The 15,017-nt window shown below is 39.7% G+C and carries 16 protein-coding genes; 6 read left to right on the top strand and 10 right to left on the bottom strand.

What is annotated here, in order from left to right:
• Positions 1-173 precede the first annotated feature (173 nt).
• The 7 genes from L0B70_RS00740 to L0B70_RS00710 are packed head-to-tail and all read right to left on the bottom strand — an operon-like array spanning position 174 to position 6,042.
• Positions 174-1,601 carry an SDR family oxidoreductase gene (locus tag L0B70_RS00740; RefSeq protein ID WP_235142418.1) on the bottom strand — a complete coding sequence of 476 codons (1,428 nt, stop codon included), beginning with the start codon at positions 1,599-1,601 and terminating at the stop codon, positions 174-176.
• Complete coding sequence (locus L0B70_RS00735; RefSeq protein WP_235142417.1) at positions 1,598-2,083, bottom strand: SRPBCC family protein; 486 nt, start codon at positions 2,081-2,083, stop codon at positions 1,598-1,600. The genes L0B70_RS00740 and L0B70_RS00735 overlap by 4 nt, the downstream gene beginning before the upstream one ends.
• Complete coding sequence (locus L0B70_RS00730) at positions 2,073-2,786, bottom strand: lycopene cyclase domain-containing protein (RefSeq protein ID WP_235142416.1); 714 nt, start codon at positions 2,784-2,786, stop codon at positions 2,073-2,075. The genes L0B70_RS00735 and L0B70_RS00730 overlap by 11 nt, the downstream gene beginning before the upstream one ends.
• A 3-nt stretch (positions 2,787-2,789) precedes the next feature.
• On the bottom strand, positions 2,790-3,263 hold the full coding sequence (locus tag L0B70_RS00725; RefSeq protein WP_235142415.1) for a sterol desaturase family protein: 474 nt from the start codon (positions 3,261-3,263) through the stop codon (positions 2,790-2,792).
• A gap of 1 nt (position 3,264) precedes the next feature.
• Positions 3,265-3,681, bottom strand: a complete 417-nt coding sequence (locus L0B70_RS00720) for a hypothetical protein (RefSeq protein ID WP_235142414.1) — start codon at positions 3,679-3,681, stop codon at positions 3,265-3,267.
• Between the two features lie 41 nt (positions 3,682-3,722).
• Positions 3,723-4,568 (bottom strand): phytoene/squalene synthase family protein, encoded by an 846-nt coding sequence (locus L0B70_RS00715; RefSeq protein ID WP_235142413.1) that lies wholly within the window; start codon positions 4,566-4,568, stop codon positions 3,723-3,725.
• A complete protein-coding gene (locus L0B70_RS00710; RefSeq protein ID WP_235142412.1) occupies positions 4,561-6,042 on the bottom strand; it encodes an NAD(P)/FAD-dependent oxidoreductase in 1,482 nt (493 codons plus the stop codon). Before L0B70_RS00710 ends, L0B70_RS00715 begins: the two co-directional genes overlap by 8 nt.
• Before the next feature lie 86 nt (positions 6,043-6,128).
• On the opposite strand from L0B70_RS00710, the gene L0B70_RS00705 reads away from it, so the two are divergent.
• Genes L0B70_RS00705 through L0B70_RS00680 form a run of 6 tightly spaced genes read left to right on the top strand, consistent with a single transcriptional unit; the run spans position 6,129 to position 10,962 of the window.
• Positions 6,129-6,800 carry a TetR family transcriptional regulator C-terminal domain-containing protein gene (locus L0B70_RS00705; RefSeq protein WP_235142411.1) on the top strand — a complete coding sequence of 224 codons (672 nt, stop codon included), beginning with the start codon at positions 6,129-6,131 and terminating at the stop codon, positions 6,798-6,800.
• Positions 6,797-8,122, top strand: coding sequence for an AarF/ABC1/UbiB kinase family protein (locus L0B70_RS00700; protein ID WP_235142410.1), 1,326 nt, complete (start codon positions 6,797-6,799; stop codon positions 8,120-8,122). The genes L0B70_RS00705 and L0B70_RS00700 overlap by 4 nt, the downstream gene beginning before the upstream one ends.
• A 40-nt stretch (positions 8,123-8,162) precedes the next feature.
• A complete protein-coding gene (locus L0B70_RS00695; RefSeq protein ID WP_235142409.1) occupies positions 8,163-8,306 on the top strand; it encodes a DUF2256 domain-containing protein in 144 nt (47 codons plus the stop codon).
• Positions 8,307-8,314: 8 nt separating this feature from the next.
• Positions 8,315-9,013, top strand: a complete 699-nt coding sequence (locus L0B70_RS00690) for an SDR family NAD(P)-dependent oxidoreductase (RefSeq protein WP_235142408.1) — start codon at positions 8,315-8,317, stop codon at positions 9,011-9,013.
• A 4-nt stretch (positions 9,014-9,017) separates the two neighbouring features.
• The gene (locus L0B70_RS00685; RefSeq protein WP_235142407.1) at positions 9,018-9,671 is read left to right on the top strand and encodes a MarR family winged helix-turn-helix transcriptional regulator; all 654 of its coding nucleotides are present in this window, start codon (positions 9,018-9,020) and stop codon (positions 9,669-9,671) included.
• Positions 9,661-10,962 (top strand): deoxyribodipyrimidine photo-lyase, encoded by a 1,302-nt coding sequence (locus L0B70_RS00680; protein ID WP_235142406.1) that lies wholly within the window; start codon positions 9,661-9,663, stop codon positions 10,960-10,962. The genes L0B70_RS00685 and L0B70_RS00680 overlap by 11 nt, the downstream gene beginning before the upstream one ends.
• A gap of 107 nt (positions 10,963-11,069) precedes the next feature.
• Here the strand turns inward: L0B70_RS00680 and L0B70_RS00675 are convergent, their stop codons facing one another.
• The 3 genes from L0B70_RS00675 to gyrB all read right to left on the bottom strand — a co-directional run bounded on the left by L0B70_RS00675 (position 11,070) and on the right by gyrB (position 14,858).
• The gene (locus tag L0B70_RS00675) at positions 11,070-11,921 is read right to left on the bottom strand and encodes a diacylglycerol kinase family protein (protein WP_235142405.1); all 852 of its coding nucleotides are present in this window, start codon (positions 11,919-11,921) and stop codon (positions 11,070-11,072) included.
• A 48-nt stretch (positions 11,922-11,969) separates the two neighbouring features.
• Positions 11,970-12,779 carry an RsiV family protein gene (locus L0B70_RS00670; RefSeq protein ID WP_235142404.1) on the bottom strand — a complete coding sequence of 270 codons (810 nt, stop codon included), beginning with the start codon at positions 12,777-12,779 and terminating at the stop codon, positions 11,970-11,972.
• Between the two features lie 144 nt (positions 12,780-12,923).
• Positions 12,924-14,858 carry a DNA topoisomerase (ATP-hydrolyzing) subunit B gene (gyrB, locus tag L0B70_RS00665; protein WP_235142403.1) on the bottom strand — a complete coding sequence of 645 codons (1,935 nt, stop codon included), beginning with the start codon at positions 14,856-14,858 and terminating at the stop codon, positions 12,924-12,926.
• Between the last annotated feature and the right edge of the window lie 159 nt (positions 14,859-15,017).

The following is a 15,017-nucleotide window of genomic DNA, read 5'->3' as shown; positions in this document are numbered from 1 at the left end:
ATTCTCGAGAACCACTCTTATATTTGCGCTGATTCTAGACCACACGATGAAAACTCGGGATTAATCTCGTTAGCTTGACTTTGCTGTATGGGTGACTTTAATGGACAAAATTTTAACCGCAAAATTCAAAAAAAGCAGAAAGTGCAGCAAAGAGCCAAGTGAAATGTTTACGATTATTTTCCAACGAGTTTTTTCAACATTCCGTTAAAAATTAAACCGTGGAAGGGCAAGACTGAATACCAGTAAAGTCTTCCCGAAATGCCCAGCGGCCGGAAAGTGGCTTCCTGACGTAGAACTCCGTTTTTAACTTTAAATTCCAACCAGGCTTCACCCGGAAGTTTCATCTCTGCAAAAAGTAAAAGACGCCCTTTTTCCTTATCGGCATACAGGACGCGCCAAAAATCCACAGAATCGCCTGCGTCGAGATCCGTCATATTTCTACGGCCTCGCCTTAAACCAACGCCGCCGAAAAGTTTGTCTAGAAAGCCGCGAATCCGCCATAAAAAATCTGCATAATACCATCCTGTTTTTCCGCCAATACTGAAAATTCGGTCTAAAGTTGCTTTTTCGTCCTCAATTTTTAGTTCGCGGATATCTTTATAACACCCTTCGTCGGGAACCTCCAAATACTGCCAAACCTGACGCGTATGAAAATTATTCGAAAAGGAATCGTACCAGCTCGATAGAACATCATTCTGTTTAATTTTATCGAAAGCCAGCGTAATGGCTTCTTTGTAGGAAAAAAGCTGAATGCCCAATCTTTCTGCAAGGTCGTTTTTCGAGGCCACAACGTCGATTTTCATACTGTCCACAAGATTTTTTGCGAGAAAATAACTCGTTGATGTAACGAAATAAAGCCAGTACGACGAAAATTTAGGCGTCATTAACGGAACGATATAAATGGACCGCTTCAGACCCCTGATTTTGGCGTAGGTTAAAAGCATTTCTTTGTACGTTAAAACATCTGTTCCGGCAATATCATAATGTTGTTTGTACGTAAATTCTTTTCCTAAAACCCCAACCAAAAACTGCATCACGTTTCGGATGGCAATGGGCTGACATTTCGTATTCACCCATTTCGGCGCAACCATCAGCGGTAATTTTTCCGCAAGATCCCGTATGATTTCAAATGAAGCACTGCCGGATCCTACAATAATTCCCGCGCGCAAACTCGTTAAAGCGTAAACGGAACTTTCTAAGGCTTCTTCTACATTTTTCCGCGATTCGAGATGCTTTGAAAGCTTTTTTTCGTTGATGATACCTGTTAAAAAAACCACCTGTTTGGCCTGAGTTTTTTCTAAAGCTTTTTTAAAATTTTCTGCAGAAAGTTTCTCCTTTTCTTTAAAATCTCCGTCGCTGCTAGACATCGAATGGATGAGATAGTAAGCGGCTTCAATATCTTTCGGAATCGTATCTAAAGTCTTATCGTCCAGAAAATCATTTTCAATAACTTCAATCTGCTCAATTTTCTCCTTAAAAAGTTTCAAGCCAAACCGATTCTTGTCGCGCACCGAACAGACGACGTGATGGCCTTCCTCTAAAAGCTGAATGAGGAGGCGTTTGCCAATATATCCGGTGACGCCGGTGAGAAGTATTTTCATGGTTTAAAGGTTTTTTCTAAAATGGTATGGCGGCTTTCAAAAATAAATTTCACTTTGTTTTTTACGAAATATCCGGCCAGCAGATCGCCTAAAATTCCGAATGGCATCTTGAAGTTGACGATATCTTTCATCTTTGTTTCGGTTTCTGAAATTTTTTCGAAATGATGTTCGTGATGCCACATTGCGTATGGTCCAAAGCGTTGTTCGTCTACAAAAAACTGATGGTCTTCCAAATGCGTAATTTCGGTAATCCAGTTTGATTTGATGAGGGGTAAAACGCCAATTTTATAAGTAATGATTTGTCCTTTGTAAGTTTTTGGCGGCGGATTATTTGTTATTTTAAAATCCATTTCCTTCGGCGTAATTTTATCCAGATTCATAGGAACCGTAAAAAACTCCCAGGCTTTTTCCAAAGAAATCGGTAAAATCTGTTCCGAAGTCAGCGTATATATTCCAGATTGCTTGGTTAAATTAATTTTCATGGCGGGATTTAAAATATTTTTTGGTTTTCAAAAATTCGAAGAGCAAGGTACTCGAATAGAGGAGAGCGAAGCAATAGAAAGCATCTTCCACAGGAATTGTTCCTAAGCGCAGTCCAAGATTTTCCGCATTGTCATAATACACGATGGGGTTTTCTGTATAACTTCCCGTTAAAGCCGAGTTCACGAAGAAAAAAGGAATGAAAATAAGAATGAAACTCAAATAAAACCGCCGCGCGTAAGACCATTCAAAAATAATTTGAAGCAGCATTAAAATGGTAAATAGTCCGATGCAAACAAAGGTATACAGCTTCTCGTAATTAAATATGGCGAGGGCAAGGCCCGCGATAAATAAAACATAAGTGATGAATCTTGTTACCTTTTTTGAAAGGATAACCTGCGGAAAAAAATACTTTAGGGAATAATGGATGAAAACACTCGCATATGGAATCAGCAGAAAAAACAACCATTCCTCGATTGGCAGTTTCAAAATTCTGAAACCAATTAAATACTCATCATTAAAACCCCAAACCTCTTCGTAGGCGAAATAACTGTCCCACAAAATAAAGAAAATCCCCACCACAATAATCGACGTGAAATAAGCCTTCCAGTGTTGGATGAAATGCATTCTCTTTTTTTCGAAACTGAAAAGAAAAGGAATTAAAAAACTGAAAACATCTAAAAGTAAGTAATAATAGCTCTGCAAAATTTATTTTTTTGAGATTGACGTTCGCGCTTCCCGGAAGTATTTCAGCGGAACGTAAAGCATTCCAAAACATTCGCCATCTTCCTTGCCCAAATGTTTATGATGCATTTTGTGTGCTTTTCGCAGGCCGCGTAAATACCAGTTATTCGTTTTGTCAAACCATTTAAATCTGCGGTGGATTAAGACATCGTGAACCGTAAAGTAAGCGATGCCGTAAAACAAAATTCCTAAACCGACAAAAAACATCCAGTTGATGCCGCCTACCGTTCCAAAATAAAAAAGCAGAATACTTGGGATGGCAAAAACGACAAAAAAAGCATCGTTCTTTTCGAAAACGTGCGGATAGCCGGGCTGATGATGATCTTCATGGAAATACCAGCCCATGCCATGCATTACAAACCGGTGTGTAAGCCAGGTAACGCCTTCCATCGCAACGAAAATGCCAATCGTGATTAAAATATATCCTAAAATTTCCATTTTATAATTTTAAATAATTCTTAATATACAATTTTAAATTTCCGTCACTCGAATTTTTATATGCAGCTGTTAAAAATTTGCGGTCCTCGGAAATGTTCTGATCATATCCTAAAAATCGGGGCGATTTTTCCTGCGCGATCAAACGCATTAATCTAATTTCTATATTGCCGGGGTCCAGTTTTACTGCATTATCTAACATTATTTTGCCTTCATTAAAATAAGACATTTTTTTCAGCGGATTAAAAACATGTTTCGCCATAAAAAACTGACCAACGGCCAAAAATCCCGCATAAAGGGGTTCATTGGTTTGATTGTAAGCTCCTGCAGATTTTTCGATAAGTATTTTTGCAGACCTTTCAGAACTTTCGCCCGATTGAAGCAAGGCTCTGTATTCCTCTAAATTTTGAGATAACATCATGTTCGATACTATTAGAAATAGGAAGAGAATTAGTCGGTTCATTAAAGCAAATTCAGATTTTTGTTGACGATCATTTCGCCAAAAAGATACATTTTACGCGCATTCGAGACGCTTATTCGTTTTGTGAGCAGCAGTTCCGGTTTGGTATTTTTTATTTTCTTTAAAAGATTAAAATAATATTTGTACGCCATAAAAACCGCTAATTTACTCGATATCGGCAACATTTTTATACCAATTTTGGCGTGTTCGAAATCTTTTGCAATATCATTTTCTATGGTAATTTTATCCTGTTTTGAAAAATTCGTAAAATCGACATTGGGAAAATAAGTTCTGTTCAGGTCGATAAAATCGGCGTTAATGTCGCGCAGGAAATTAATTTTCTGGAACGCCGCACCCAAACTTTGAGCGTAAGGTTTCAGTCGCTCATATTCTTCATCGTTGCCGTTAACAAAGACTTTCAGACACATCAACCCCACAACTTCTGCAGACCCGTAAATATATTCCTTGTACTTTTCGTCGTTCAGATCTTTAATTTCGCCCAAATCCATTTTCATGGAATGTAAAAATGCCTCCACCAAATGCTGCGGAATGTTCTTTTCACGCTGTGTTCGGCAAAAAGAATGCAAAATTGGATTTAAGGAAATGCCGTTGGCTTTTGCAGAATGATAACTGTTTTCGAAATCGGCCATCAAGGCTATTTTGTCGTAATCGTGAAACGTATCAACAATCTCATCTGCCAAACGAACAAAACCGTAAATATTATAAATATGCTGACGAATCTCCGCATGAAAAAGCGAAGACGCTTTGTAAAAGGAAGTGCTGTACTTTTCCGTGACCATCTTCGAGGAAAGTCCGCAAAAAGAGTTGAAAATTTCTAAATTATTCATGAGCGGAGAATATTTTATTTTGATGTTGAAGAATGTAGTCTGTTACAACTTTTCCGGATATTAAAGCGGGCGGAACTCCGGGTCCCGGAACAGTTAACTGACCGGTGTAGAAAAGGTTCTTAATTTTTTTATTACTGATGCTGGGTCTTAAAATGGAGGTTTGTAACAAAGTGTTGGCCAAACCGTACGCATTACCGCGGCAAGAGTTGTACCGCTCTTTAAAATCCTGTACCCCAAAACTCTTTTTAAACAGCACAGAATCCCTTAAATCCACCCCAATGTTTTGTTGGATGCGGTTCATTATCAATTCAAAATATTCATCATGAATCTCCTGGCTGTCTTCTAAATCCACCGCGACCGGGATTAAGAAAAAACCCGTTTCCTTACCTTCGGGACAGAGATCAGGGTCGGTCTTCGAGGAAAAATTTGCGTAAAACAAAGGCTTTGTCGGCAGTTGCGGCTCATCATAAATCTCCACGGCGTGCTGCCCAAAATCTGTATCGAAAAATAAATTATGATGCTGCAGTTCCGGAACTTTCTTATCAAAAGCCACATAATACAGAAAGGATGAGGGTGCAAATACTTTCTTTTGCCAATAGGTTTCGCTGTAATTTTTTTCGTCTTTTAGCAGCAATTTTTCCGTGTGCGCATAATCTGCACCGGAAATTACAAGGTCGGCCGAGAAAGTGTCTGTCGTTGTTACCACCGATTTGGCAACGTTATTTTCCGTTTGAATTTCCGTTACTTCCTGATTCACATAAAATTGAACACCCAATTCTTTTGCCAATTTTACAATTCCAAGTGCCACCGCGTTGAAACCGCCTTTCGGATACCACGTTCCCAACCCAAAATCTGCATGATTCATGAAATTATAAAAAGCCGGCGTATTTTGGGGTTTTGCGCCGAGAAAAAGAACGGGAAATTCCAAAATGCTTTGCAGTTTCGGATTTTTGATGTTCCGGCGAACCGTTTGCGAAATATTTTGAAGAAAAAGGGGAAGTCGAACCGCGGTTTCCAAATTCACGAGTTCCAGCAGAGATTTCCCCGGATTGTAAACGAGATCTTTCATGGCAATTTCGTAATTCTTACGCGCATCTTTCATAAATTTCCGAAGATGAATTCCGCTGCCTGGCTCCACTTCTTCAAATTTTTCAATGATTTTTTCCGGTTCATCAGAAATGTCGATGTAATCGTCTTCACCAAAAATCACGCGGTACGCGGGAGATAATTTTTCAAGTTCGTAATAATCTGAAACTTTCCGGTCGAAATCACCAAAAAAACGTTCGAAAATATCCGGCATCCAGTACCAGCTTGGTCCCATATCGAATTTAAATCCGTCGATTTCTAGCAGAGAGGCGCGACCACCAAGCTGTTCGTTTTTTTCCAAAACCTTCACCGCGAAACCTGCTTTCGCCATATAACAGGCGGAAGCTATTGCAGAAAAACCGGATCCAATAATAACTACCTTCTTCATAAGTTCAATAATAGAACAAAAATATACTTTTATTTCTGAATTAGAAAATATTTTTACTAAATTTGTAAATGATTAAATTACAAGATATGAATAATATAGATTTAGATCAACAAAAAATTTTAGACCTCTATTCCAATTATGTACTCCGCAATAATAAGAAACCTTTGAATGTTTACAGTTTCTGCGAAGATCATGGCTTCTCGGAAAATGATTTTTATTTCTACTACGCCAACTTTGAGCAGTTAGAAGCGGATTACCTGCGCTTTTTTATGGACCGCTCAATCCAGCTGATAAAAGAAGAAGAAACCTACGAAGTTGAGCATCCGAAACACAAGTTGCTTTCTTTTTATTATACTTTTTTTGAACAGTTAACCATGAACAGAAGTTTAATTATCTATTTGGTGGGCTCCGAAAAGAACAATCTTCAGAATTTAAAGAAGCTTTGGTCTCTAAAAAGAGAATTTCAACTCTTCATCAGAAGTTTGGGCATTTCCGAACCTTTATTGACAAACACAACGGAAAGCAGTGCGAAGATCGAAAAGCTCCGCCACAAAGGGATTGAAGAACTCTATTGGGGACACTTTGTTGCCACGCTTAAATTTTGGATGGACGACCGAAGTTCCAACTTCGAAAAAACGGATATTTTTATTGAGAAATCGGTGGATACCAGTTTCGAGTTTCTGGATGTAAAACCTTTGAAGAAATTAGTAGATCTCGGCAAATTTCTATTCAATGAAAAAGTAAAGAATCCTTCATGAAAACATTAGATAAAATTCCGACAGGCAAAATAGAACGCGCCACAAAACTCATATCAACCGGAGCAAAAGTGGGCGTGAACTACCTAAAATACTATGGCGAAAAAATAACAAAAACCGAAGAGGAAGCCAAAACCAATCTCAACAACAGCAATGCCTCCGATATTTATGATGGACTGAAAGAACTAAAAGGAAGTGCCTTGAAAGTCGCGCAAATGCTGAGTATGGAGAAAAATATTCTGCCAGCGGCATATGTAGAAAAGTTTTCTTTGTCTCAGTTTCAGGTTCCACCGCTTTCCGCGCCTTTGGTGACCAAAATCTTTAAAAATTATTTCGGGAAAAAACCGTCCGAATTGTTTGATCGGTTTACCGCAGAATCCACCAACGCCGCGAGCATCGGGCAGGTTCATAAAGCCTGGAAAGACGGAAAAGAACTAGCCGTAAAAATTCAGTATCCCGGCGTTTCCGACAGTATTTCTTCGGATCTGGCCATGGTAAAACCCATCGCCATGAAAATGTTCAATATTAAAGGAGAAAATTCCGATCAGTATTTTAAGGAGGTGGAAGACAAACTTTTGGAAGAAACCGATTACGATTTGGAACTGATGCAGAGCTTGGAAATAAGAAAAGACTGCGAAAATCTGCCTGATCTAAAATTCCCGAACTATTACCCCGAATGGTCCAACAACCGAATTATCACAATGGATTGGATGCACGGGAAACATTTATCCACGTTCTGCACGGAAAATAAAGATGCGGAAAAGGCGCAGAAAGTAGGGCAGGCGCTGTGGGATTTTTACATGTTCCAGATCCATCACTTGCGAAAAGTGCATGCCGATCCGCATCCGGGGAATTTTCTGGTGGATGGGGAAGCAACTTTAATCGCTATCGATTTTGGCTGTATGAAAAGCATTCCCGACGATTTTTATCGTCCTTATTTTGAATTAGCAAATCGCGAAAATTTAGAAAATAAGATTTTTTTCGATCGCAAACTCGTTGAACTCGAAATTATCCGAAGCGACGATTCGGCGGAAGACAAAGCTTTTTTCACACAGATTTTTCATGAGCTGCTTTACTTGTTTACGACGCCTTTTCAGGAAGAAATCTTCGATTTTTCGGACGGTAAATTCTTCGCCGCGATCGCAGATTTGGGACAGAAATATGCCAAGAATACGCAGATGAAAGGCAGAAATGTGAACCGCGGGTCGCGCCATTTTATTTACATGAACCGTACGTTTTTCGGTCTGTATAACCTGATGCACGACATTAAAGCTAAAAATATCCGGATCAACAATTACAAAAATTTTGAAAAGAATTTCCGATAATGTTTGAAAAGACGAACTGCATAACTGAAATAACCTAACATTGAGACGGGTTAAAAAGCAGGATTTGCCCCAGAAAATCTGCATCAATTGCCACAAACCCTTTTCCTGGCGAAAAAAATGGGAACGCGATTGGGAAGAGGTGAAATACTGCAGCGAAAGTTGCAGGAAAAATACGAAATTGTAAAGTTTTAAATGATGAAAAATATAGTAATTGTCGGCGCCGGAAAAGGGATTGGTCTTAGATCTGCGCAACTTTTGAAGAACGAAAATCTTTTTACCATCTCCCGAAATCTGACTCCCGAACTGGAAATTCTGGATACGCAGTTTTTTCAGCTGGATGTTATAAAAGATGATTTAAGTGAAGTATCTTTACCCGAAGAAATTCACGGCGTTGTTTTTTGCCCGGGCTCCATCAATTTAAAGCCTTTTCACAGGCTTTCCGAAGAAGATTTTTTGGCAGACTTTCATCAAAACTTTTTGGGTGCAGTAAAGATTATTCAAAAATGTCTGCCCGCGCTAAAGAAGTCGGGTTCTGCAAGTATCGTTTTGTTTTCCACGGTAGCGGCGAAGGTCGGCATGCCTTTTCACACGTCGATTGCGGCGAGCAAGGGTGCGATCGAAAGTTTTGCCAGAAGTTTGGCTGCAGAACTGGCGTCCGCAAAAATTCGCGTCAATGTAATCGCACCTTCGCTTTCAGATACCGGTTTGGCGGCACAACTGCTTTCCACCGACGAAAAAAGACTGGCTTCTGCAAAACGGCATCCGCTGCAGAGAATTGGATCCGCCGACGACAGCGCGCGGGTTGTAGAATTTTTAATATCGGACAAAAGTTCCTGGATCACCGCGCAGGTAATTGGCGTTGATGGCGGTTTGGGTACAATAAAATTATAATCTTATGGAATTAAATTTAATTATTGATATTTTATCCGAACTGGATTCTCTTCAGAAAAAGCAGCCCGGCAATCAGATTACGATGGAAGATTTTCGCCTATATCTGAACGAAAAGGCCTACGAACAGGAAAATCCCCGAAATCTCACGGAAAAATATGATCTGGAGGTTTTCGATCTGGAAAATGAGATCGCAAAACAGGTGATTATGTTGGGAAGATATTCCAAACATTTGATTAAAAAGTCCTTGGAAAAACATCCGGATTTGGTGAATGAAGATTTTACCTATCTTTTTAGACTGATGGATTATCCCTCGTTGACCAAAATGCAGCTCATCGAAAAGAACGCTCACGAAAAGCAAACCGGCATCGAGATCATTAAACGGTTGGTGAGAAACGGCTTGCTCTCCGAAAGTCCGGATAAAGAGGATAAACGAAGCACCCGAATTTCTGTTACCGATAAGGGTAGGAAAGTGTTTGACGAATCAATGAAAGACATTACCGTGGTTTCGAAAATCATGTGTGGTCAACTGGATAAGGCAGAGAAAGAGGGTCTACTGGAATCACTGAAGAAACTCAATACCTTTCATCACACCGTTTACACCAATTTGCGAAATGAAGAGCCGAAAAAAATCCTGAAAATGGTCGAAAATGGCAGATAAAATTACTGTTTTCTGGTTTCGGCGGGACTTGCGTTTAACCGACAACCACGGACTTTTCAAGGCGCTGGAAACTTCGAAGCGTGTTTTACCCGTATTTATTTTTGATACCGAAATTCTTTCAAAATTAGAAAATAAAGAAGACAAACGGGTTGATTTTATTTTTCAGGCTCTGGAAAAACTGAATGAATTTTTACGAAAAACTGAAAAGTCCATTAAAATCCTGCACGGCAAACCTTTGGATATTTTTAAAGAACTTTCGGCAAATGAAGAGGTTGAAAGTGTTTTCTGCAACGAGGATTACGAACCTTCGGCGATTAAAAGAGATGAAGAAATCCGGGTTTTCTTGGAAAAGAAGAATATTCAGTTCCTAACTTTTAAAGATCAGGTTCATTTTCATAAGGATGATATTTTAAAAGCAGACGGTAAACCGTACACCATTTACACGCCTTATTCCAAACAGTGGCTGATCAAATTTAACGAAGGAAAAAATGAGGCTTATTCCAGTGAAAAACTTCTTTCTCACTTCGTCGATGTCGATGAACAGACAATTACTTTAAAGGATATTGGTTTTAAAAAAACGGCTTATGAATTTAAAATTCCAAAGATCAATCCAGAGTTTTTAAAAACCTATCACGAAACACGGAACTTTCCTACCACCAAAACTTCTGAAATGAGCGTTCATTTGCGTTTTGGGACCATCAGCGCTAGAAAATTAGCGGCAGAAGCAAAAAAACTTAATCAAACCTATTTGAAAGAACTCATCTGGCGGGAATTTTTTATGCAGATTCTTTACCATTTTCCAAAGGTCGTGCACGAATCTTTTAAACGCAAATACGACAATATCGCCTGGCTTTACGACGATGATAATTTAAAGAAATGGCGGGAGGGAAAAACCGGTTACCCGATTGTGGATGCGGGAATGCGCGAACTGAACGAAACCGGTTTCATGCATAACCGCGTCCGCATGGTTTGCGCCAGTTTTTTCACCAAACATCTTTTGATGGACTGGCGCATCGGCGAAGCATATTTTGCAGAAAAATTACTCGATTATGATCTTTCTGCCAATAACGGAAACTGGCAGTGGAGCGCGGGAAGCGGCTGCGATTCTGCGCCTTATTTCAGGATATTCAATCCCGCCGAACAGCAGAAAAAGTTTGATCCCGACTTTAAATACATCAAAAAATGGGTTCCGGAATTCGGAACAAAATCGTACCCTGAGCCGATGGTTGAACATAAATTTGCACGCGCCAGAGCTTTGGAAACTTATAAAAAAGGTTTGCAGGAGCCGTAATTTTTATGGTGAAAAATTTAATAATTAAGGCGTTGAGAATTCATACCGAGATTTTCTGCAGCGTCGCCAACTTTTAGCATTCCTTAAACATCTGACTTCAAGGTTTATCAGATAAGAATTTTTAAACTTTTTGGTAAAACTTTTACGTGGACGGGCGACGCGATTTCGTGGTATTCGCCGTCTAAATGCCAGTTTCGCGTGTTCACACTAAATTCAATTTCAGGTACCGAAAGGTAGGTGACATACTGGTTTTCCTTTAAGTTTTTCGAAAAGAGCCGAAACGCGAAAACGCCACCATACATCAGCGGAAATTTTTTAACCAAAACAAGATCGACCAATCCGTCGATCGTGCTCGCATGCGGCGCAATGTACGCGTTATTGCCGAACTGGCGTGTGTTGGCAATATTCAGCATTAAATATTTTCCGTCGTATTTCTTAAATGCTTCTGATTTAAATTTTACTTCAATGGGTTTGTAATGAAAGAAAGTCCGGAGGGAAACTTTAATATAATTGGCGAAACCCCGGCTCGTTTTTTCAAATTCTTTCACCACTTTTCCGTCAAAACCCGTCCCCGAAACATTGATGGAGAGTTTTTCATTAACTTTAAAAGTGTCGATTTCGCGGAATTTTCCGTCCTTAATTTTGGCTAAAAGTTCTTCCAGATTTTTACTGAAATGATTTTCGTTGGAGAAACCGTTCCCCGAACCCGCGGGAAATATGGCTAAGATTTTTCCCGTGTTAATGAGGCTTTTTGCAACCGAGGAAATGGTACCATCGCCCCCGACGGCGACAAAAATATCGGTCTTTTCAAAATTTTGTTTGATGAAATCGGCCGTACCTTCCAAGGATTCTGAAATATAGAAATTGGGAGCGCTGAGCGCTTTTTTCAGAGCGTCCAAAAAAGGCCGGTAATTTTTTTTCGCAGAAAAAGGGTTGATAATGAAGGCGACATTGTGCATGGGTGCAAAAATAGAAAAAGCAGGTGATAAAACCTGCTTTCCTTCCTATTATAATCCGATTCGCGTCTTAAACTCGCTCGTTAGGAGCGGTTTGATGGCCGTAAACGGAATTCGGATGAGAACGGGTCCGGCTGCATACGCTGTAATTTCGTACTGATTGTAGAGAAAATATAAGTTTTCGTTGTCGAAATAAAAGTTGTTATTCAAAGGGATTTCCTTTACCAAAAGCATTTCTGCCTGACCTTTTTCCAGATCATTTTTCAGGAAATTGTCGATTAAAATTCTGCTCCATATTTTATGATCTCTTTCGGCCACGACATCAGAAAGTTGCAGCGTCTTTTTATTCAGAAGATCGAACACTTTGTAAAATTCGTAGTAATATCCGTGAGCGCCGCCCGTAAATCCATCTCCGAAATACTGAATGGTCATCAATTCGTTGTCATTTGAAAAAACTTTCATTCTCGAATTGTTCGTCCACGTCTGTTTAAAGTCGGGCTTAAAATCCGACAGATTCTTTTTGTTTTCTTCGTAATACTTTGCTTTTTTAGCCTGTAATTCTTTCAGAAGATCTGCTTTGGAATAATTCGCGAGATTGATCTGTTCGCGGGCGTAAATCGAATCTAAAAGCACAGAATCTTTCACCTGTGGAAACACCAAAAGTTGGGATTTGAAAGCAAGTGTTAAGTTCTTATCAATCACCAATGAATCATCAACTTTTACGGAATCTACCGTGAATTTCTGCGCCACTTTTACCGTGTCAACTTCCACAGGTGCGTCCGTTTCGACGGTCGTTTTTTGTTTGTTACAACTCGATAAAATCAGGGAAAATGCAAGGGCAAGCGGAAAGAATTTTTTCATTTTTAAATTTAATAAAAATATTTTGGAAAAAAAAGTGTTCTTAAAATGTTTTTTTAAACTTTAAAACTTCAGTTTTTAAGAAATATCGTTAAAAAAAAACTGCTCAAATGAATGAGCAGTTTTATGAAATATTAAGCGACTAACCTAAACATCAATTTTTGCGTAGATGGCATTTTTCTCGATAAACTCCCGTCTTGGCGGTACTTCATCACCCATCAACATGGAGAAAACGTTATCTGCTTCGGCAAGACTTTCGATATTCACCTGTTTCAGCATTCGGTTTTCCGGATTCAAAGTGGTTTCCCAAAGCTGCTCGGGATTCATTTCTCCCAGACCTTTGTACCGCTGAACTTCAACGCCTTTTCCGTCTGGTGCCATTTCCAGCGTAATTTCCTCCCGTTCTTTTTCGTTATAGGCGTACAGTTTTTTGTTTCCTTTTTTCAGCAGATAAAGTGGCGGCTGCGCGATATAAATGTAACCGTTTTCAATAAGTTCCTTCATGTATCTGAAGAAAAAAGTAAGGATCAGCGTAGAAATGTGTGCACCGTCAATATCGGCATCACACATGATTACTACTTTGTGGTAGCGCAACTTCGCAATGTTCAAAGCTTTGCTGTCTTCTTCGGTGCCTACAGAAACGCCAAGTGCCGTATAAATATTTTTAATCTCTTCGTTGTCGTACACTTTATGAACCATAGATTTTTCCACGTTCAGAATTTTACCTCTTAAAGGCAAAATCGCCTGGAAATGACGGTCCCGGCCTTGCTTTGCCGTACCACCTGCCGAATCTCCCTCTACCAGGAATAATTCGGAAATTTCCGGGTCCTTGGAAGAACAGTCGGATAATTTTCCGGGTAATCCACTGCCACCCATCGGTGATTTGCGCTGAACAAGTTCTCTGGCTTTTTTCGCCGCCTGTCTTGCTTTTGCCGCTAAAACCACTTTCTGAACGATGAGTTTTGCTTCGTTTGGATTTTCCTCTAAAAAGTTGGAAAGCATTTCGCCCACAATTTTATCTACGGCGCCGGAAACTTCGGAGTTTCCTAATTTGGTTTTGGTTTGGCCTTCAAACTGAGGTTCCATCACCTTTACAGAAATAACGGCAGTTAAACCCTCGCGGAAATCGTCTCCCGTTACTTCTACTTTTTCTTTCGCGGGAAGCCCTAATTCATCTGCAAACTTCTTCAGCGTTCTTGTCAAAGCTCTTCTAAAACCGGCGAGGTGCGTTCCACCTTCATGTGTATTGATGTTATTGACGTAAGAATGCAGATTTTCGGTGTAAGAAGTGTTGTATCGCATGGCAACTTCTACAGGAATATTATCTTTTTCCCCTTCCATGAAAATAACGCTGTTCATGATGCTCTCGCGGTTACCGTCGATATATTCTACAAATTCTTTCAACCCGCCTTCAGAAAAGAAAATATCGTGCTTCGCAGTGCCGTCTTCCTCCCGTACTCTTTCGTCTGTTAAAGTTATTTTAATGCCTTTGTTCAGATAAGAAAGTTCGCGCATTCTGCTCGCCAACGTGTCATAATTAAAAATCAGTTCCTGAAAAATCGTATCATCTGCCTGAAAGAAAACCTCGGTTCCACGTTCGGTGGTTTTGCCAATTTCCTCAACATCTGCTAAAGCTTTTCCTTTGGAGTATTTTTGCTGATAAGTTTTGCCGTCTCTGTTAACGGTTGCAATTAAGGAATTGGACAATGCGTTTACAACGGAAACCCCAACACCGTGAAGTCCCCCGGAAACTTTATAAGAATCTTTATCGAATTTTCCGCCGGCTCCAATTTTGGTCATTACAACCTCCAAAGCAGATTTCTGTTCTTTCTCGTGCATATCCACAGGAATCCCGCGGCCATTGTCTTTTACGGTAATGCTTTCGCCCTCGTGAATAACAACGGAAATAGTGTCGCAATGTCCTGCCAAAGCTTCATCAATGGAGTTATCCACAACCTCATAAACCAAGTGATGCAAACCTCTTAAACCCACGTCGCCAATGTACATGGACGGTCTCATTCTTACGTGTTCCATTCCTTCGAGGGCCTGGATGCTACTTGCTGTATATTCTTTTTGACTCATAATATTGTTGTTTGTTGAAGTTATTTAACGTCAACATATTCAATGAAATTTAAATTAAAATGAAACTGAAATTCTGTCTTTTTGATTATCTCAAAAGGCTCACAAATATACTGAATTTCGACGTAATATCAAAGTTAAGAACTTCATAAAATTGAGCCT

The sequence above is a fragment of the Kaistella sp. 97-N-M2 genome (assembly GCF_021513235.1).
In the GTDB taxonomy this organism is placed as follows: Bacteria; Bacteroidota; Bacteroidia; order Flavobacteriales; family Weeksellaceae; genus Kaistella.
Note: the sequence above shows the minus strand (reverse complement) of the source record. Positions and strands in the feature narration are given on the sequence as shown.

Bases quoted from the DNA above. Each gene is read 5' to 3' on its own strand.
- L0B70_RS00740 (WP_235142418.1), bottom strand. From the start codon at position 1,601: ATGAAAATACTTCTCACCGGCGTCACCGGATATATTGGCAAACGCCTC.
- L0B70_RS00735 (WP_235142417.1), bottom strand. From the start codon at position 2,083: ATGAAAATTAATTTAACCAAGCAATCTGGAATATATACGCTGACTTCG.
- L0B70_RS00725 (WP_235142415.1), bottom strand. From the start codon at position 3,263: ATGGAAATTTTAGGATATATTTTAATCACGATTGGCATTTTCGTTGCG.
- L0B70_RS00720 (WP_235142414.1), bottom strand. From the start codon at position 3,681: ATGATGTTATCTCAAAATTTAGAGGAATACAGAGCCTTGCTTCAATCG.
- L0B70_RS00715 (WP_235142413.1), bottom strand. From the start codon at position 4,568: ATGAATAATTTAGAAATTTTCAACTCTTTTTGCGGACTTTCCTCGAAG.
- L0B70_RS00710 (WP_235142412.1), bottom strand. From the start codon at position 6,042: ATGAAGAAGGTAGTTATTATTGGATCCGGTTTTTCTGCAATAGCTTCC.
- L0B70_RS00705 (WP_235142411.1), top strand. From the start codon at position 6,129: ATGAATAATATAGATTTAGATCAACAAAAAATTTTAGACCTCTATTCC.
- L0B70_RS00700 (WP_235142410.1), top strand. From the start codon at position 6,797: ATGAAAACATTAGATAAAATTCCGACAGGCAAAATAGAACGCGCCACA.
- L0B70_RS00690 (WP_235142408.1), top strand. From the start codon at position 8,315: ATGATGAAAAATATAGTAATTGTCGGCGCCGGAAAAGGGATTGGTCTT.
- L0B70_RS00685 (WP_235142407.1), top strand. From the start codon at position 9,018: ATGGAATTAAATTTAATTATTGATATTTTATCCGAACTGGATTCTCTT.
- L0B70_RS00680 (WP_235142406.1), top strand. From the start codon at position 9,661: ATGGCAGATAAAATTACTGTTTTCTGGTTTCGGCGGGACTTGCGTTTA.
- L0B70_RS00675 (WP_235142405.1), bottom strand. From the start codon at position 11,921: ATGCACAATGTCGCCTTCATTATCAACCCTTTTTCTGCGAAAAAAAAT.
- L0B70_RS00670 (WP_235142404.1), bottom strand. From the start codon at position 12,779: ATGAAAAAATTCTTTCCGCTTGCCCTTGCATTTTCCCTGATTTTATCG.
- gyrB (WP_235142403.1), bottom strand. From the start codon at position 14,858: ATGAGTCAAAAAGAATATACAGCAAGTAGCATCCAGGCCCTCGAAGGA.